This window comes from Trichococcus sp. TS_SC_9 (assembly GCF_056156325.1).
The window spans coordinates 2303938-2320859 of sequence record NZ_CM149591.1 but is presented as its reverse complement, the minus strand read 5'-3'; the positions used below and the strand labels follow the sequence as shown (position 1 = coordinate 2320859).

Here is a 16922-nt window from a genome sequence, read left to right as displayed (position 1 = left end):
AGCAAGCCTGTTTTTTTGTGTTGCTTTTAGATATTTTCCACGTTGTCTTTGACTTCTTCAACTTTTTCTTCCACTGCGGCTTTTTTCTCTTCCGTAACAGCTACAGCTTCTTGTTTGCCTTCCTCAGCGATGACGGATGCAAATTCTTTCACATCAGTGGCTTTCTCTTTGATCTCGTCCTTCGCTTTCTTTAAATCGTCACCGACATGTTTGGTCGTTTCCGTGAATTGCGTTTTGATGGATGAAGTGGTGTCCTTCAAGTTGATTTTAATGTCTTCCGACGTTTCTTTGGCAACATCCATGAACTCATTGCCCTTCTCGACAGCGATGTCTGCATAATCGCGTGCTGTATCAAGCAGATTATTGACTTCCTCAGTGATGTCATCGCGCAATTCTTTTCCTGGTTTTGGCGCAAACAATAGTGCAGTTATAGCTGCCGCTGCCCCACCGATGATTGCCCCTAATACAAATCCGCCTTTATTTTTTGTCATAATATTCATTCTCCTTTTCGTTTATGATTTGGTTGGCTCTTTAGTAAGTTTTGAACTTTGTGTCCTTTGTTTCCTTTGTTTCTTTCTTCGCTTGCCGTTGGCGGGCAATTGCCATTGCCGTCCGCCCAAGCTTTCCGACAGTAGAGGAACCCGATGTGCTTTTTACGCCTTTTCCTCCGCCTTTAAGTGATACTGCCAAATTTCTGGTTGATTGGTTCACATCGGAAACGGTCACACCCAAATCGCCGATTGCGGTGAATAAAGGATCTGTCTTGCTGATTTTTCCGTTCAGGTCGTCCACCAACGTGTTGGCTTTATTCAGTAAGCCTTCAACTTCGATTGACAAGTGATCGACATCTTTTGTGATGACCGCCAGGCTTTTATTGGCTTCCTTGGTAACTTTTTCAACTTCGCCTAAGATGTCAGTGACTTTTCTCAATGCCAAGATGATGAAAACCACCAATACCGCAAAAGCTAGTGCAGCAATCAAAGCTGCAATTTCACCATATCCCATTATTTGTACTCACTCCTTCTTAATTCATACTCACATCTTTCAAAGCATTGTACGAATTTTTATAAGATTTATTTCATTTATAATAAAATGATACCATAGACATTTCCGATATGCTATTGAAACCCCTTTAGATAATGTCAAATCGTCTGAATATGGATTTCTCCGCTTTAGACATGCTTTCTTCAAAGAAACGTAATCCTATCTTCATTTTCATAAACCTTGTAATTTGATACAATGGAAACAGCTGTTTTAGAAATGAGGGATATAAATGATTGATGCAAGTATACAAGACAGTGCTCTTGCGCAAGATTTGATAGGGGAAGTGGTGACGAATCCAAACATTTTTGTCAAATGGTGGAACAGCATCGCCTGGGAAGAGATTGTGGGCCTGTTTATTTCGAAAGGCATAACCTTAATTTTTTTGTTGCTCATCTTTTTTGCTTTAAAACGTTTATCCAATTACGTGTTGCACCGGACTTTCGAAAAACAAATATTGACCAAACATATCACGCAGAATCGCGCTACCACCATCTATAAAATAGCGGAGAATGGTTTGCGTTATCTTCTGTTTTTCTTTTTGACCTACGGAGTTCTCTCCATTATGGGTGTTCCGATCGCTACATTGGTTGCCGGTGCCGGTCTTGCGGGTCTGGCTATCGGTCTGGGAGCACAGCAGTTCATCAATGATATCGTCAATGGATTCTTTATTATCCTGGAATCCCAATTTGATGTCGGCGATCATGTTGTCATCGGCGGAATCGACGGCACTGTCGTAAACGTAGGGCTGCGAACGACACAAATCAAGAGTTTTGATGGAACATTGCATTTTTTGCCGAACCATACCATAACGACCATCAGCAATCTGTCCCGAAATGATATGCGAGCAATGATTGATATTCTCTTGTATCCGGATACCGATTTCGAAACCGTCGACCAGGTCATCCATGCCGTCAACGAGCGGATTGTGCCTGAACATCCGGAGATCGTCAAAGGTCCGAATGTTGTCGGCATTACCGATAAAGGGAATGGTCAACTTGCCTATCGGGTAGTTTTTTATACATTGAATGGGCAGCAGTTCACCATTCAAAACCTGTTCCTGGGAAGCTACCGCTCAGCCCTGTTGGAAGCCGGCATCCAAATTCCGGCTATGCCGTACACCGCGCCGAAAGCATAAGCTGCCTAAAAAAAGTGAGCACCGCCCAATCATTGGGCGGTGCTCACTTTTTTTGTTGTGGGGTGGGTGCTGAAGGAGACAGCGGCATCTATCTTTCGGATGCCACTTCTTCCTTCTCCTCGATTTTCTCAAACTTGTAGAGGCGGTGGAGGCCGTGCACCAGGTGATTTACTCTCGTCAGAATTTCTTTGCGCGTGATGATGCCGATAAACTTGCCGTCATCTTCGGTAACGCACAAGAAATTGTGATCGATCAGATAATTCAAGATATCCTCAAGATCCGTCCATGGGCGGATAGTCTGTACATTACGGTCCATCACTTCTTGGACCGTAAGTGTCTCAAGCTTGTCATAGCGGATCGCATCGATTTCGGTAATGGCTTTGATGATCATCGGTATGGAAATCAGACCTTTGATGCGGGACTTCGAATCCAATACGGGAATGACAGAATACTTCACTTGGGACAGTACTAGAAATGCATGGTTCAGGTTATTTGAAGAATGCACATTGGCGACATTTTCTCCATGGATCATCAGATCCCCACACGCGTCATTGTCCAGTAATAACCCGGCTACTTCGCTACTAATCATTTTTAATTCCTCCTAAAAGGTGTTCATCCGGCGCCTAAGTCGTCAGTGCCACCTTTATTGCATGTGATCAAAGTAATTGAAATTGTTTGTTCAGATCGACCATTTCCTGATGGTGGTCATTGTAATAGGTTACAGTGGCTGTTTGATCATTCAACGTGACGATGCAATAAGTCTTTTCAGTCAGTGTGCCTCGTGGTTGACTGATGCTGCCTGGGTTGATGAACAGGATGCCATCCCCCTGTTCCGCTTTGGCGATGTGGGTATGCCCGTAAAATACCAGCGAAGCGTTCGCTTGCTGGGCTGCTACTTTCAAACCAGCTACGGAGCCTCTCACAGAATGACGATGCCCGTGAACGACCAGCACATTTTTGTCGCCGGCCTGGAATCGGTATTCGTCGTTCATTTGATAATCATAATCGCAATTCCCCATCACGGTGGACATGACCCCCCAGATCAGATCGGTACTGCTCAATTCCGAATCACCGCAGTGGATAAAATGATCGACCTGATTCGAATATCGCAAAATCAACTCATTGAGAATGTCTTTTTTACCGTGGCTGTCACTGACTGCAAGTATTTTTATCATCTAGTCCGCTTCCTTTTCCAGCCAAGCTGCCCAACTTTTTTCCAGATTTTTCAGGGCATTCGCGCGATGGCTGATCTGATTTTTTTCGACATCGCTCAATTCCGCCATCGTCTTGCCTAAGTGAGGCAAATAAAACAAAGGATCATATCCGAAACCATTGTCTCCGCTCGGAAACTCGGCGATTTCACCCGCGATATCCCCTTCGACAACCAGACTCTCCCGATCAGGGTGGGCCAACACCAGCGTACAATGGAAGTGTGCTTTTCGGGACGGGTTCTTCTGGGACCCCAGCATCGCAAGCACCTTCGCATTATTGGCGGCATCGCTTTTCGCTCCACCGGCGAAACGGGCTGAAAACACACCTGGCTGGCCATCCAACGCATCGATGCAGATGCCCGAATCGTCCGCCAAGACTGTCATACCCAATAATTCGGCGATTGTCTCAGCTTTCTTCCGTGCATTGGCTTCAAATGTATAGCCGGTTTCCTCAACATCCTCAATCTCCGGATAATCCAACAAAGTCACGACTTCATAGCCTTTTGGTTCAAATAGAAAGGCGAAATCTTTGGCTTTTCCCGGATTTTTGGTTGCTATTACGATTTTCTTTTTTTCAGTTGCGTTCATCGTATCCCTCATTTCTCAATCATTCTCAATCAAATGTACCAAGTCAACTTTTTCGATCGTAAAATTGCCCTGTCCGAGCCAGTTTTCTGCAATGTCCGAAAATAGTTTGGGCGAACCAGTCGTATAAAATCGGTATTCGGATGCTTCCTTGTTGTGTGAGCTTTCCGCCAAACGGAAATAATCCAAGAGGGTGCTCACCTCAGATACCGTTTCAGCGCCGGAATCGATAAGGGTTACACAAGGCCCCATCACATTTTGGATGAGCGGTGTCAAAAGCGGATAATGCGTGCACCCCAGAATGAGGGTATCAACAGATTCCTTCAGTAAAGGTTTCAGCGTTTCCGCAACCACTTTTTTGGCGATTGATCCGTTGTATTGGTTGCTCTCCACAAGCGGCACAAATTTGGGGCAGCTCATGCTGATGACCGAAATACCCTTGTCTTTGTCCTTGATGGTTTGTTTATATACGTCGCTGTTGATGGTGCCTTTTGTGCCGATTACGGCAATGCGCTCATTTTTTGAATGTTTGATTGCCGCACGGCTCCCGGGATTGATGACGCCGATCACGGGAATGTCCACGCGGTCGCGGATGACATCCAAGGCAGCTGCAGTCGCTGTGTTGCAGGCGATTACCAGCATTTTGATATCTTTCTTCAGCAGAAACTGTGTCATTTCCCATGTGTATTGAATCACTTCTTCTTTGGGCCTTGGTCCATAGGGGCATCTGGCGGAATCCCCCAGATAATAAATGGATTCATTGGGAAGTTGTTTCATTGCTTGTTTCACGACGGTCAAGCCGCCGACACCAGAGTCAATAAAACCGATTGCTTTTTTGCTCATGCAGTAACTTCCTTTATTTGTTTTCGTATCTCTATTTTACCTTAAGATGCACTGATTTGGTGAAAATGAGGCAAATTTCATCCGAAATCGCTTCGCTTTTACGGAAAATAGGGTCTCTTTTTCCCAAGGCCACTGCCGATTATTGGCCGTTCAAAAATATCTATGCTACAATTGGCTCAATTTCAATAATCAGGAAAAGGAGTGGACACACAGATGAGTTATCAATCAATCGTAACCGTAGTCGACAAAGGAATGATCGACCGCGTATTCGAGAGCGCGCGCTGCGAAGAGTCCTACTGCGGCACCGTCATTGCCGGCCGCGGATCCGGTATGCACGAGAACAAGAAGCTGTTCAATTTGGCATTAGAACCGGAAAAAGAAATCCTGCTGGTGTTGACCCAGGAAGAATATTCCGAAAAAATCATCAGCCAAATCGAGGAAGCGGTAAACATTACTGCACCCGGGAACGGCATCCTTTTTGGGCTGAACATCAATAGAGTACATGGTATCAGGTCATAATCACAAACGAAACTCGTTATATCGCGTAATGCGGTATAACGAGTTTTCATTTTTGGCATGGATGGAGAAGCCTGTTCAGCCATTCAGCAAACGGCGTTGCTCCTCTTCTTTTTTCCAGTCCGAGATATATTTGAAGACCGGAATCAATAGCAGCATCAATCCCAAAGCTTTCTTAGCATTCCACATAAACATCTTCCTTTCAAGTTGTGTATTGGATTTCTTAACCCTATTATGCCTGATGTTGATAAAAAACGCCATTGATAGGCATCGCCTGAAAATAGGCTCTAGTCACTATTTAAAATACGTGTATAATGAAGTGTACAATTAAGGGGGGAAAATCACTTGAATCCTGAAAACGAAAATGCCCGTATTATCGATAACGAACACTTCTCCTATTTATTGATAAGGGATTACCTTCTGGGAAACATTCTTGGTGAACATACCAATGAAATATTGTATTGGGCCGGAAAAGATTTGGCTCGGCAATTTCCATTAAAAAGTCAGGAAGATCTGTATGAAGCGATGATTTATTGCGGTTTCGGACAGCTGGAACTACTCAAAAAAGAAAAAAATGCGCAACAATACCGTCTGGATAGTGATCTGGTCACTGTCCGCACCCAAAACGATCAGGCCTCCTTCCAACTGGAAGCTGGATTTTTGGCGCAACAAATCCAGATGACGACCGGCCTCCCCTGTGAAGCAAAAGCAGAAATCATAGTCGGAAAAGACAAGAAAAAAGAAGTCATCATCACCCTTTTCGTTGAATGAACAGGAACACCCAAAGAAAAAAGAGTTGCCGGATACCCTGAAATACCAGGACGCCGGCAACTCTTTCTTATTGTTTAGATATATTTTTCAAGCGTTTCTTCAAGCATTTCTTTTGCATGGTAGCCGACTAATTTTTGTACGACTTGTCCATCTTTTTTTATCAACAACGTTGGGATCCCCATGATGCCGAATTGGCTTGGTGTTTGCGGATTAGCATCCACATCCATTTTGGCGAAGGTCACTTTATCGCCGATTTCTGCATCCAATTCATCGATGATTGGTGATTGCATGCGGCAAGGTCCGCACCAAGTCGCCCAGAAGTCCACTAGCACGACCCCATTTTTTGTTTCTGTCTCAAAATTTGCATCTGTTAATATTTTCACCATTGTGTTTACTCCCTTCAAATGCTTTCTTTATGTTCCAATTATAGCAGAGGTTTTGCTCAGTACCAATCAATCTGCTCAGCCGCGGAATGTCACGATCGTCGCGCCGTTTCCACCGGCGTTCACCGCTGCATATTCGTAGGACAACACTTGGGGATGACGCTTCAGCAAATCGCCCACACCTTTGCGGAGAGCGCCTGTGCCTTTTCCATGGACGATCGTTACTTGCGGATAGCCGGCCAATAAAGCGGCATCCAAATACTGATCGACTTCAGACAATGCTTCTTCGTAGCGTTGGCCTCTAAGATCAAGCTGCGTCGCCACGTGACTGGATGAAGCCGATTTGACAGTGGCGATCTGCCTTTGCCTGCTTTGTTGCTGCGGTTCCTCTTTGATCAGCCTGAGATCCGATTCCGGCAGCTTCATCTTCATGATTCCCATCTGTACGACCCATTCGGCATTGCCTTTCTTTTCCACGAGTGTGCCGCGCTGGCCATACGTCTCCGTCATGACTTCATCGCCGGGTTTGAACATTTTTTTCTCTTTTTCTTTACGCAACACTTTGTTTTTGACCAAAGACTCCTCTTGACGCAGATCGGTGAATTGCTTGCGCAGATCGATCAGTTCGTGTTCTTTGATGCTGCCGGAATTCCCCATGTTCAGCTGCATTTCGCGGATTTCCTGCAATAGCAATTCCGCTTCTTCTTTCGCCGTGTCGACCAACTTGTTGGCCTCTTTTTTGGCATCTTCGATGACTTTTTCCTTATTGGTTTCCAGCTTTTCGTTGGCGCGCTTCAAATCGGCCAACAGCTTGTCGGATTCTTCCAACTGCGTTTGGAGTTGCAGGGATTCTTTTTCGGTGACGCGTCGCTTCTGTTCCAGATCCGCAATCATCTCGTTCAGGTTTTGGCTGTCCACATCAATGAAACTGCGCGCCTGATTGATGATGCTTGGGTTGAGCCCGAGTCGTTTCGAGATATCGAAGGCATTGCTTCGGCCGGGAACGCCTATCTGCAGACGGTAAGTCGGAGCCAACGTCTCTCCGTTGAATTCCATGCTGGCATTAATCGTTCCGGAGCGATTGTAACCGTAGGCCTTCAGTTCAGGGTAATGCGTGGTGGCCATGACATAGCTGCCGATGCCGCCGATGTAGTCCAAAATCGAAATAGCCAACGAGGCCCCCTCTTGGGGGTCGGTACCGGAACCCAACTCATCCAAGAGCACGAGACTTTTGTCATCGATCTGATTAAGGATCGAGACGATATTCGTCATATGTGAAGAGAACGTACTCAGGCTCTGTTCGATTGACTGTTCATCGCCGATGTCAGCAAAAATCTCCGTGAAAATGCCGATTTGGCTGTCCTCATCCGCCGGTATCTGAAGACCGGATTGGCCCATCATCTGGATGATCCCAAGTGTCTTCAGCATGATCGTCTTTCCGCCCGTATTTGGACCGGTAATAACGATTGCTTGGTATGCTTCACCGAGGATCAGGTCGTTCGCGACGACATCATTCTGGTCGATAAGCGGGTGTCTGGCTTTCCAAATGGCGATATGATTCTCTTTGCTGATGATCGGGCGTGTCGCTTTCAGGGAATCGGCATAACGCGCTTTTGCGTTGATGAAATCCAGAGTCGCCAGCACTTCACTGTTCCCGTATAATTCCTGCGTAAATGGCTCGATTTCCATCGATAATTCATACAAGATCCGCTCGATCTCCGCTTTCTCCTGTGCCGCTAGCTGTCGCAAATGATTATTCAGATCCAGGATGGCTTGTGGTTCGATGTAAAGCGTCTGACCCGTTGAGCTTTGGTCGTGGACAATCCCACCGAACTGATTACGGTATTCGATCTTGACCGGAATCACAAAACGGTCATTACGGATCGTGATGATGGCATCACTGAGGTAGGACGCTTTGTTGCCTCTGATGATATCATCCAGTTTGGTCCGGATATTCTGTTCGCCCTGCTTGATTCCTGTACGGATCCCTTTCAATGCAGGTGAGGCATCGTTCTGGATTGTGCCGTCCTCGTAAATGGTTGCTTGGATCTTTCTTGTGATTTCAGGTAATACGACCAGCCTGTCCACCAGTTCATCCAGGACAAAGAAGGTAATCTCGTTGTCATCGAACCATTGGAAGAATTGGATAATTTCTCTTGTAGTCGACAAAACCCGACCGATTTCGGCGATTTCTTTTCCGTTCAAGGTTCCGCCTATCTCCAGTCGCTTCAGATGGCTGCGGATGGACTTCAGCCTCGGCATCGGAATCCCACCCTTCAGGCGCAAAACTTTTCTTCCGTCTTCCGTTTCATCTTGCAAAGCAACGACTTTTTCCGGATCAGTTTCGGGCCGCAATGCCTGAATCTCATCTTTTCCTTGGTCGGTTGCGGCAAAATTCTGGAGTTGTTGTTTTATTTTTTCGAACTCTAATGTTTTACTTATTTTATTATTCATCTGATTCTCCTAAAAAGTGCTTCTCCAAAAAAACGGGACGATATAGTACACTATACAGTCCCTTCCGTTTAATTAACATTCTGTTACTGAATGATGCCGATCCACCAGTCATAGATCAACCGTGAGAAATATGGCGTTTCGGATACCATCCAAGCCGCAAGATCGCTTTCGACATAAAGTTGTTGGATGAAATCCAGCGGAATCATCGATGCAAGGGTCAGCAAAAGGAAGATTCCGATGTATTGCATCAGGAATCCGAGTATGCCGCCGCCCAGCTCATTCAGCTGTTTGATGATCGGGAAGAACGCCAAAGAGTTCAGCATGCTCCCGATAAATCTCGTGACAAGCCAACCTGCGAACAACAACAGAATGAATGCTAATCCATTATAAAACGCCTGATCCAGGACAAAGGACACCTGTTCAGAGTAAAATATCAGTTCTTTGCCGAACTCTACGGATGGGTACGGGACCAACAGATCGATTTTTTCCGCAACGACGGCATAGTATTCTCTAGCGACCAAGAAAGAAATGAAATATCCTACGGTGTAGACAACCTGCAGAATAAGCCCTCTTCTGACGCCAGTATAGATGCCCCACAATAATGAGAGCACTATTATCAACGTAAGCATTTTTTCACCTGATTTCTACAGTCTTTTTTCTACTTTTTCCCATCGTGTTCTTGATTTTTAGTGTAAGGCGGAATGGCATTCTCAGCATTCCTGTTGACACCCAAAGCCGAACGCACTTGCGTCCTGTGTTGAGCCCGTTTCAACGCTGCTTCGGAAGCAGTTGTCGTCTTCGTCAATTTTGAATTGGATTTTCTGGCCGGCAGGTCGTTGGCTTCACGGGCAGCTTGCTGCAATTCACTGATTGTCGCTGGCATAGAAGTCACGGTTTGGCTCTCGTTATCGCGCTTTTTTCCAGCAAAGTTAGTCAATGCCTTCTTTGTTGGAGCATTCCCGGTCATCTTTTCAGCAAACTGGACCTTTTCAGGCCTTTCGACGACTGTTGCTTCGGTTTCGCTTGCTTTTTTAGGTGCTTTCTCTTCCGCCAGAGGAACGGCATCTATTTTTTGTTCGACGTCGGCAACCGTTTGAGTGTGTGGCGCCTCGACTAAAGACATCTCTGCCTCGGCCTGTTCTGTTTCCTGAGTGGAAGCAGGTTCTGTAACGCTTCTGTTTTCCTGCAAAGCTTTCTCAAGCTCTGCCACCTTCAATAGTAACTCTTCCATCTCCAACTGTTTCGTGATCTGATCGGAAATGGCATTCACGGCCACGAGAATGCCGCGCTCCTCCCGTCCAAGCGCCGGGGCTGCCTGTTTGATCTGTTCCAACTGCGCATTGACCAATTCCGATACCGCAGTCAAATGCTCAGGTGCTTTATTTCCCACAATCGTATAGGTCTTCCCTGCTATGATTGTTTTGAATCTTCTTTTGTTTTCCGTCATATTCAAAGACCTCCATTAAAAAACTGTCTAATATATTTTAACATAAATCTTGTAGATTGCAGTATAAACCTCTTCCTGTTCGCAAACCTTCCATTTTGTCGAAAATAGCAGTTATTTTCCATCACATTTCACCATCAAGAATTGCCTCTCCTGTGATAGAATAAGGGATGCTACGATTAAGAAGTTGTACAGAAAAATTAAATAGAGCAAGGATGAGAATATGTCGAATGTCGTTTTGAAATCAACGACGAGCCAACTTAAAAAGATGGCCGTCTTTTATCAAGATTATGCTGTCAAACCAGTGCCCCACAGCCTTTTCACAGCCAAAAAGAACCAAACCACCATCACTGGTTATAATTCCGGAAAAGTGCTGTTCCAAGGCCAAAACGCCGAAAGCGAAGCGGCGCAGTGGCAATCCGCCAGCGAGAAGAATGGGAATTCAAAACCCACTGTCGCAAAAAACGGCGTTAACAAAGAGGCTCCGAGCAAAACCGGGCTCCCAGCAGGCTTTCCCGGCTGGTCCGTCATCGGCAGCGACGAAGTCGGTAACGGCAGCTATTTCGGCCCATTGACGGTCTGCGCTGTCTACGCGTCTGCCGAACAATTGCCCTTGCTGAAAAATATGGGCGTCCAGGACTCAAAAGCACTGACCGATGCCCGCATCATTACGATTGCAAAGCAATTATTGCAGTGTGTCCCTCACAGCGTCATCAACTTGATGCCCGAAAAATACAATGAAGTCCAGCCGACGATGTCCCAAGGCAAAATGAAGGCGTTGCTCCATAATCAAGTCCTCGATCAGCTTTTGAAGAAAATAGCTCCGGAAAAACCCAAAGCGATCTTGGTCGATCAGTTCGAATTGCCTTCGACGTATTTCAAGCATATTTCTGACCAAAAGGTGCAAGTGAAGGAGAACATTCATTTCCAAACAAAAGGCGAATCCCATCATCTGGCGGTGGCGGCGGCTTCCATCATCGCCCGCTACTACTTTCTGAAGACATTGGCTGACATGACCGCAGCCTCCGGTTATCCGATCCCTTCAGGCGCCGGCGCCAACGTCGACCTGATTGCTGCCGAAATGTACCGTGAAGGCGGCTTGGAACTGTTGGACAAATACACGAAGCTTCACTTTGCCAATACCCAAAAAGCCATCCGACTGGCGAACAGATAGTAAAAAAACGATTCACCTAAGAAAAGGCGAATCGTTTTTTTTGTTGTTCAGTAAAATGAGGCAAGCTGGTTCCCTTAACGGATTGCTGCTCCGCATTCGGTTTCCAAAGCTGCGACCAATTTGGTGAAGGCCTTGTTGATGTCTTCATCGACAAGCGTCGCTTCAGGGTTCAGGAATGCCATGGAATAAGCAACCGACTTCTTGCCGTCCTCGATTCCTTTGCCTTGATAGATGTCGAACAGATGGACATCCTTCAAGAATTTCCCTCCGTTTTCCTTGATGGTCTTGACGATCTGCTGGTGTGTGACGGTTTCATCCACCAATAAAGCTACATCGCGAGTCACGCCGGGGAATCTAGGGATTGGCTGCTGTGTGATCACTTCCTTCGGTGCGGCGATGATTGCTTCAAAATCGATTTCGAAGGCATAGGTTTCCTTCAGGTCATAGGCATTTGCCGTTGCCGGATGAACCTGGCCGACATAACCGATATAGGTATCGCCCAGATAGACGGCAGCCGTTCTGCCTGGATGCATCCATTTCAGGTCTTTGGCAGCTTCAAAACGGATCTGATCGTTCAGGCCCATCGTCTCGAAATACCCGTCCAATACTCCTTTAGCATGATAAAAGTTGACGGATTCAGCAGCCATTTGCCAATCTTTTTGGTAGGCCATTCCTGTCATCACGCCGGCCAAACGCTCCGCTTCGATCGGCAAAACGCGATCAGCTGACGGGAAGAAGACGCGACCGATTTCGTAAAACTGGATATCCGTGTTCTTGCGGGCAACGTTGTAAGCGGCATTGTCCAGCAGCGTGCTCAATAAGTTCATCCGCAGCGTGCTGCGGTCTTCGCTCATCGGCCAAGCCAAACGGATGCCTTCCTTGTCTTCGACTGCGTATTCCCGCGCTTTTTCGGCGGTAGTCAGGACATAGCTGATGTTCTGGGTCAGTCCCGCACCTTCCATGAATCTTCTGGTGATGCGCATCGTGTGTTGTTTAGGCGTCAATGCAGTTGGCAAAGCCGGTGTGATCGGCAATGTTTCCGGAAGGTTGTCGTAGCCGTAGATGCGTGCGACTTCTTCCAGGATGTCCGCATAAATGGAAATATCCCATCTTCTCGGCGGTACAGCAACCGTGAAGGTTTCGCCGTCAAACGTCGTGGCAAAGCCCAACTGGTTGAAGATTGCAGTCACTTCGTCGCTGGAAATGGCAGTCCCTAACGAACGGTTGATTTTTTCCAAAGTGATGACCACTTCCGTGTCCTTCACTTCCACAGTATCGACGGAAGCCGTACCGGCAACGACAGTGCCTCCAGCCAACTCATGGATCAGTTCAGCCGCATGTTGTCCGGCTGTGCGGATCGTCGCTACGTTGATGCCTTTTTCAAAACGGGAACTCGATTCACTGCGCAAGTTGAACTTCCCTGCTGTTTTGCGGATCAAAACCGGATTGAACAATGCCGCTTCCAAAGCGACAGTCACGGTTTCATCGGTGATTTCCGAATCCAGACCGCCCATGACGCCCGCCATTGCAATCGGCGCAATGCCGTTCGTGATGACAATGTTATCCGTGTCGAGCGTTCTTTCGACTCCATCCAACGTCGTCATCATTTCGTTCGCTTTGGCACGACGGACGACGATTTCCTTTGAACCGATTTGGTCGTAGTCGAACGCATGCAAAGGCTGGCCGTATTCCAACAGGATATAATTCGTGATGTCGACTACGTTGTTGATCGGGCGGATGCCGCCGTTCATCAATTTGTTCTGAAGCCAAAGCGGGCTTTCCGCGATTTTTACATCTTTGATCACCTGGATATGGTAGGCAGGCGCATCGTTCGTGTCCTCAACGGCAACTTTGATGTAATCCGCAACGGAACCTGTCTTTTCGGAGACAGGAGCCTCCGGGAATTTTAGCGTTTTGTTGTAGATGGCTGCGACTTCATAGGCGGATCCGCGCATGCTCAAAGCATCGGCACGGTTCGGTGTGATATCGATGTCCAGGATCGCATCATCCAGTTCCAACAAGTCAACTACTTCCGTTCCGGGAACCGCTTCAGCAGGCAGTACAAAAATTCCGTCCGCATATTTTTTTGAAACCACACTCTCAGAGTAGCCCAATTCAGCCAACGAACAGATCATTCCATTCGATTCTTGGCCGCGCATCTTGCCCTTTTTGATTTTTGCATTGCCGGTGATCCGTGCGCCATGCAAAGCCACGATGATTTTCTGGCCGGCAGCCACATTTGGCGCGCCGCAGACAATCTGGATCGGTTCCTCAGCCCCGATATTCACTTGGCAGACATGCAGATGGTCCGAATCAGGATGGTCGACCACGGACAACGTTTCACCGACAACGATTTTGGACAAGCCTTTGCCAGGATAGACGACGTCGTCCACCTCGATACCCGTGCGGGACATTTTTTCAGCCAATTCTTCAGGTGTTACATCAGATAAATCTAAATACTCTTTTAACCATTTATAGGAAACTTTCATTATGTTACTCCTTTACATCGAATTGACTTAAGAATCGGATATCATTTTGGTAGAAGTGACGGATGTCATCAACACCATATTTCAACATCGCTACACGTTCTTGCCCAAGTCCGAAAGCAAAACCGGAATATTTCGTTGAGTCAATCCCAGACATTTCCAGAACATTGGGATGGACAATACCTGAACCCAAGATTTCAATCCAACCGGTTTGCTTGCAGACATTGCAACCGGACCCGCCGCATTTGAAACAGCTGACATCGACTTCGACAGATGGTTCCGTGAACGGGAAGTAGCTTGGACGTAAACGAATTTCGCGTTCTTCTCCGAACAATTTTTTGGCGAATACGGCAAGCGTGCCTTTCAGATCAGCCAAAGTGATGTTCTCGCCGATGACCAATCCTTCAATCTGATGGAATTGGTGTGAATGGGTCGCGTCATCGCTGTCGCGGCGGTAAACTTTCCCCGGGCTGATCATCTTCAATGGTCCTTTGGAAAAGTCGTGTTTCTCCATCGTGCGCGCTTGTACTGGTGACGTATGCGTACGCAACAACAATTCATCGGTGATGTAGAAAGTGTCCTGCATATCGCGGGCCGGATGATCCTTAGGAAGATTCATCTTTTCGAAATTGTAGCTGTCCTGTTCCACCTCTGGACCGTCCACGATCTTGTACCCCATTCCCAAAAACAAATCCTCGATTTCTTCGTTGATCTGCGTCAAGACGTGTGTCGTTCCTTGCGCGATCTTCTTGCCAGGCAAGGTGACATCAATCGTTTCGGCCGCGATTTCGGCCTCCATTTTTTTGATTTCCAGCGCATCTTTTTTGGCTTGGATTGCGGCTTCAATATCGTCGCGCAGTTCATTCGCTAACGTTCCGATGACGGGGCGCTCTTCAGGGCTTAAATCCTTCATCCCTCTTAAAGCCTCTGTGATCGGCCCTTTTTTCCCCAAGTAGGAAATGCGGACTTGATTCAATGCCTGCAGATCCTCTGCAGATTCGACTTGCTGTAAGGCATCTATACGTAATGTTTCTAATTTCGCTTTTAATTCCATGTTCTGTCCCCTTTTCATAAAAAATGCAAAAAAATCCCATCCCTGGTAAGGGACGAGATTTTCGTGGTACCACCCTTGTTTCGCTGCAAGCAACGACACTTCATTTGTTTAACGGTAATAAACCGGAACTTTATTCATTGCACGGGGCAAATCCCAAAGTCAGCTCGGGGAGTGAAAAAACACAATCGGCTTCTATAAAGGCTCGCAGTCAATGGCCAATATTCCCTGAAAAAAGCTGCAGATCGTGAAGGTTCCCTTCAACGCTTTTCATATTCATTTTACTTACTTTGCCAGTTTACCCGGAAATGCCGTTTCCGTCAAGTTCAGATTCAGACCCAAGCATCCGACCAATTTTGGATTTCCAGCATAACATTGTTCAAAGCTTTCCCTTTTTCGGACAACCCGTACATCACTTTGATTGCCGCTGCAGGATTTTCGGTTCTTACCACAATTTTTTCATCTTCCAGCTCTTTTAAGCGTTCAACTAATACTCGATCACTGACATTAGGTATCTGCACGGCCAATTCCTTGAATCGTTTATCTCCATCCATCAAGACTTCGATGATTAAGCCGGTCCATTTTTTCCCTAAAATAGAGAATGTTTTTTCAAACTTTGGACAAATACATTTTTTTACTTCCAGCATTTCATTCACAGCCTTCACCTCTTTGACCTATTATAAACACCCTCATTTCCCCTGTCAAAGGGAATGTGCCTTTTGTCACAAAATGTTTACAAAAAATAAGCATCCTGTTTCGCAATCTGCACTGACTGAAGAAGTCCCTCAGAAAAATGCTTATAGCCGCCGCTTCATTCCATCCGAATAAGAAAATAATCACGAATGATGTGCGTGAAGAATTCGCCAGCCAGCTTGCAAGCGTACAAAAAGTTCATGTCTGTTTCCTATAATAGGATAGGAATTTCACAAAGGCAACACTTTTTCACGTTTAATTGAAAATATAGCGTTTTTTTTATGCTTTTCTTCAGCCAACGAAGTGATAAAGCAGTATTCCTGCTGCAACTGCGACATTCAGAGACTCGGCTTCGCCGAAAATCGGGATATACAGATTCTGATCCGTCAATGCCAATATTTTTTTTGAAACGCCATTCCCTTCGTTGCCGAGCACCAACGCTACCGCATCGGTTGGGGCAACGGTCCGGTAATCGACGGCCGCTTCATTCAGTTCGGTACCGTAGACCGGGATCCCGCTGCTCTTCAATTCGGGGATCAACTCTTGCAGATCGCCACGATAAATAGGCAGATGGAAATGGCTTCCTTGCATGGAACGCAGCACTTTGTCATTGTAGAGATCCACCGATCCCTCCCCTAAAATGACCCCTGTATACCCGGCAGCATCCGCTGTTCGGATAATGGTGCCGACATTTCCTGGATCCTGAACCTGATCCAAAAGAATATATTTGCCTTTGTATTCCGAAATCGGAACGGCTTCAGGAATCTGAACGATTGCAACGACTCCCTGGGGCGTCTCCGTCTGAGCCAGGCTGGCAAGGATTTCCTGAGAAACGACGATGATGTTCCTTTCCTCAATCAGCAAATCCGACTGTTGGTGAAAAGCTTCTGTCATCACGACTTCTTGGATGTTCGCATCTGCTTTGATGGCCTCCTTCAAAAGATGCGTCCCTTCGATCAGATATGCTCCCACCTCTTTCCGGCCTTTAGCGGTCTGAAGTTTTTTCCATTGTTTAACTTTTTGATTTTTCATCGATACTATCTTTTCCATTTTGTAACTCCTCAGTTCAACTTATTCCTTATTATACTCCATTTACTACTGCCTTTTCATCCAACGGCAGAAAAAAAGAGAC

The 16922-nt window shown here is 46.4% G+C and carries 18 protein-coding genes; 4 read left to right on the top strand and 14 right to left on the bottom strand.

Annotated elements, in window-relative coordinates:
* Positions 1 to 26: 26 nt before the first annotated feature.
* Both AC0J5I_RS11265 and AC0J5I_RS11260 read right to left on the bottom strand, forming a co-directional pair.
* Complete coding sequence (locus tag AC0J5I_RS11265) at positions 27 to 491, bottom strand: YtxH domain-containing protein (protein WP_475299868.1); 465 nt, start codon at positions 489 to 491, stop codon at positions 27 to 29.
* A gap of 40 nt (positions 492 to 531) precedes the next feature.
* Positions 532 to 1005, bottom strand: coding sequence for a DUF948 domain-containing protein (locus AC0J5I_RS11260; protein WP_475299867.1), 474 nt, complete (start codon positions 1003 to 1005; stop codon positions 532 to 534).
* A 268-nt stretch (positions 1006 to 1273) separates the two neighbouring features.
* Here AC0J5I_RS11260 and AC0J5I_RS11255 point away from each other — a divergent pair, with 268 nt between their 5' ends.
* Positions 1274 to 2179 carry a mechanosensitive ion channel family protein gene (locus tag AC0J5I_RS11255; protein ID WP_107995121.1) on the top strand — a complete coding sequence of 302 codons (906 nt, stop codon included), beginning with the start codon at positions 1274 to 1276 and terminating at the stop codon, positions 2177 to 2179.
* A gap of 88 nt (positions 2180 to 2267) precedes the next feature.
* On the opposite strand, the gene cbpB is transcribed toward AC0J5I_RS11255, so the two are convergent.
* The 4 genes from cbpB to racE all read right to left on the bottom strand — a co-directional run bounded on the left by cbpB (position 2268) and on the right by racE (position 4818).
* Positions 2268 to 2768 (bottom strand): cyclic-di-AMP-binding protein CbpB, encoded by a 501-nt coding sequence (gene cbpB, locus AC0J5I_RS11250; protein ID WP_107995120.1) that lies wholly within the window; start codon positions 2766 to 2768, stop codon positions 2268 to 2270.
* Positions 2769 to 2835: 67 nt separating this feature from the next.
* Positions 2836 to 3354: a metallophosphoesterase gene (locus tag AC0J5I_RS11245; protein ID WP_475299866.1), complete on the bottom strand. Its 519-nt coding sequence runs from the start codon at positions 3352 to 3354 to the stop codon at positions 2836 to 2838.
* Positions 3355 to 3978, bottom strand: coding sequence for an XTP/dITP diphosphatase (locus AC0J5I_RS11240; protein WP_475299865.1), 624 nt, complete (start codon positions 3976 to 3978; stop codon positions 3355 to 3357).
* A 15-nt stretch (positions 3979 to 3993) separates the two neighbouring features.
* Positions 3994 to 4818 carry a glutamate racemase gene (gene racE / locus AC0J5I_RS11235; protein ID WP_107995117.1) on the bottom strand — a complete coding sequence of 275 codons (825 nt, stop codon included), beginning with the start codon at positions 4816 to 4818 and terminating at the stop codon, positions 3994 to 3996.
* Positions 4819 to 5031: 213 nt separating this feature from the next.
* On the opposite strand from racE, the gene AC0J5I_RS11230 reads away from it, so the two are divergent.
* Positions 5032 to 5337 (top strand): transcriptional regulator, encoded by a 306-nt coding sequence (locus tag AC0J5I_RS11230; protein ID WP_107995116.1) that lies wholly within the window; start codon positions 5032 to 5034, stop codon positions 5335 to 5337.
* Between the two features lie 342 nt (positions 5338 to 5679).
* The gene (locus AC0J5I_RS11225) at positions 5680 to 6105 is read left to right on the top strand and encodes a YslB family protein (RefSeq protein WP_475299864.1); all 426 of its coding nucleotides are present in this window, start codon (positions 5680 to 5682) and stop codon (positions 6103 to 6105) included.
* Positions 6106 to 6179: 74 nt separating this feature from the next.
* On the opposite strand, the gene trxA is transcribed toward AC0J5I_RS11225, so the two are convergent.
* The 4 genes from trxA to AC0J5I_RS11205 all read right to left on the bottom strand — a co-directional run bounded on the left by trxA (position 6180) and on the right by AC0J5I_RS11205 (position 10389).
* A complete protein-coding gene (trxA, locus tag AC0J5I_RS11220) occupies positions 6180 to 6491 on the bottom strand; it encodes a thioredoxin (protein ID WP_107995114.1) in 312 nt (103 codons plus the stop codon).
* Positions 6492 to 6566: 75 nt separating this feature from the next.
* Entirely contained in the window at positions 6567 to 8942 is a 2376-nt protein-coding gene (locus AC0J5I_RS11215) for an endonuclease MutS2 (RefSeq protein WP_475299863.1), read from the bottom strand.
* 83 nt (positions 8943 to 9025) lie between these two features.
* Entirely contained in the window at positions 9026 to 9571 is a 546-nt protein-coding gene (locus tag AC0J5I_RS11210; protein WP_086986834.1) for a CvpA family protein, read from the bottom strand.
* Between the two features lie 29 nt (positions 9572 to 9600).
* The gene (locus AC0J5I_RS11205) at positions 9601 to 10389 is read right to left on the bottom strand and encodes a cell division protein ZapA (protein ID WP_475299862.1); all 789 of its coding nucleotides are present in this window, start codon (positions 10387 to 10389) and stop codon (positions 9601 to 9603) included.
* 220 nt (positions 10390 to 10609) lie between these two features.
* On the opposite strand from AC0J5I_RS11205, the gene rnhC reads away from it, so the two are divergent.
* The gene (rnhC, locus tag AC0J5I_RS11200) at positions 10610 to 11560 is read left to right on the top strand and encodes a ribonuclease HIII (protein WP_107995110.1); all 951 of its coding nucleotides are present in this window, start codon (positions 10610 to 10612) and stop codon (positions 11558 to 11560) included.
* A 74-nt stretch (positions 11561 to 11634) separates the two neighbouring features.
* Here the strand turns inward: rnhC and pheT are convergent, their stop codons facing one another.
* The 4 genes from pheT to AC0J5I_RS11180 all read right to left on the bottom strand — a co-directional run bounded on the left by pheT (position 11635) and on the right by AC0J5I_RS11180 (position 16840).
* On the bottom strand, positions 11635 to 14049 hold the full coding sequence (gene pheT / locus AC0J5I_RS11195) for a phenylalanine--tRNA ligase subunit beta (protein ID WP_475299861.1): 2415 nt from the start codon (positions 14047 to 14049) through the stop codon (positions 11635 to 11637).
* Positions 14050 to 14053: 4 nt separating this feature from the next.
* Positions 14054 to 15100, bottom strand: a complete 1047-nt coding sequence (gene pheS, locus AC0J5I_RS11190; protein ID WP_475299860.1) for a phenylalanine--tRNA ligase subunit alpha — start codon at positions 15098 to 15100, stop codon at positions 14054 to 14056.
* A 329-nt stretch (positions 15101 to 15429) separates the two neighbouring features.
* Positions 15430 to 15744 (bottom strand): winged helix-turn-helix transcriptional regulator, encoded by a 315-nt coding sequence (locus AC0J5I_RS11185; protein ID WP_086986970.1) that lies wholly within the window; start codon positions 15742 to 15744, stop codon positions 15430 to 15432.
* A gap of 337 nt (positions 15745 to 16081) precedes the next feature.
* A complete protein-coding gene (locus AC0J5I_RS11180; RefSeq protein WP_107995107.1) occupies positions 16082 to 16840 on the bottom strand; it encodes a TrmH family RNA methyltransferase in 759 nt (252 codons plus the stop codon).
* Positions 16841 to 16922 lie beyond the last annotated feature (82 nt).

Excerpts from the sequence above, each read along its gene's own strand:
- AC0J5I_RS11265 (WP_475299868.1), bottom strand. The coding sequence starts at position 491 with ATGACAAAAAATAAAGGCGGATTTGTATTAGGGGCAATCATCGGTGGG.
- AC0J5I_RS11260 (WP_475299867.1), bottom strand. The coding sequence starts at position 1,005 with ATGGGATATGGTGAAATTGCAGCTTTGATTGCTGCACTAGCTTTTGCG.
- AC0J5I_RS11255 (WP_107995121.1), top strand. The coding sequence starts at position 1,274 with ATGATTGATGCAAGTATACAAGACAGTGCTCTTGCGCAAGATTTGATA.
- cbpB (WP_107995120.1), bottom strand. The coding sequence starts at position 2,768 with ATGATTAGTAGCGAAGTAGCCGGGTTATTACTGGACAATGACGCGTGT.
- AC0J5I_RS11245 (WP_475299866.1), bottom strand. The coding sequence starts at position 3,354 with ATGATAAAAATACTTGCAGTCAGTGACAGCCACGGTAAAAAAGACATT.
- AC0J5I_RS11240 (WP_475299865.1), bottom strand. The coding sequence starts at position 3,978 with ATGAACGCAACTGAAAAAAAGAAAATCGTAATAGCAACCAAAAATCCG.
- racE (WP_107995117.1), bottom strand. The coding sequence starts at position 4,818 with ATGAGCAAAAAAGCAATCGGTTTTATTGACTCTGGTGTCGGCGGCTTG.
- AC0J5I_RS11230 (WP_107995116.1), top strand. The coding sequence starts at position 5,032 with ATGAGTTATCAATCAATCGTAACCGTAGTCGACAAAGGAATGATCGAC.
- trxA (WP_107995114.1), bottom strand. The coding sequence starts at position 6,491 with ATGGTGAAAATATTAACAGATGCAAATTTTGAGACAGAAACAAAAAAT.
- AC0J5I_RS11215 (WP_475299863.1), bottom strand. The coding sequence starts at position 8,942 with ATGAATAATAAAATAAGTAAAACATTAGAGTTCGAAAAAATAAAACAA.
- AC0J5I_RS11210 (WP_086986834.1), bottom strand. The coding sequence starts at position 9,571 with ATGCTTACGTTGATAATAGTGCTCTCATTATTGTGGGGCATCTATACT.
- AC0J5I_RS11205 (WP_475299862.1), bottom strand. The coding sequence starts at position 10,389 with ATGACGGAAAACAAAAGAAGATTCAAAACAATCATAGCAGGGAAGACC.
- rnhC (WP_107995110.1), top strand. The coding sequence starts at position 10,610 with ATGTCGAATGTCGTTTTGAAATCAACGACGAGCCAACTTAAAAAGATG.
- pheT (WP_475299861.1), bottom strand. The coding sequence starts at position 14,049 with ATGAAAGTTTCCTATAAATGGTTAAAAGAGTATTTAGATTTATCTGAT.
- pheS (WP_475299860.1), bottom strand. The coding sequence starts at position 15,100 with ATGGAATTAAAAGCGAAATTAGAAACATTACGTATAGATGCCTTACAG.
- AC0J5I_RS11185 (WP_086986970.1), bottom strand. The coding sequence starts at position 15,744 with ATGCTGGAAGTAAAAAAATGTATTTGTCCAAAGTTTGAAAAAACATTC.
- AC0J5I_RS11180 (WP_107995107.1), bottom strand. The coding sequence starts at position 16,840 with ATGGAAAAGATAGTATCGATGAAAAATCAAAAAGTTAAACAATGGAAA.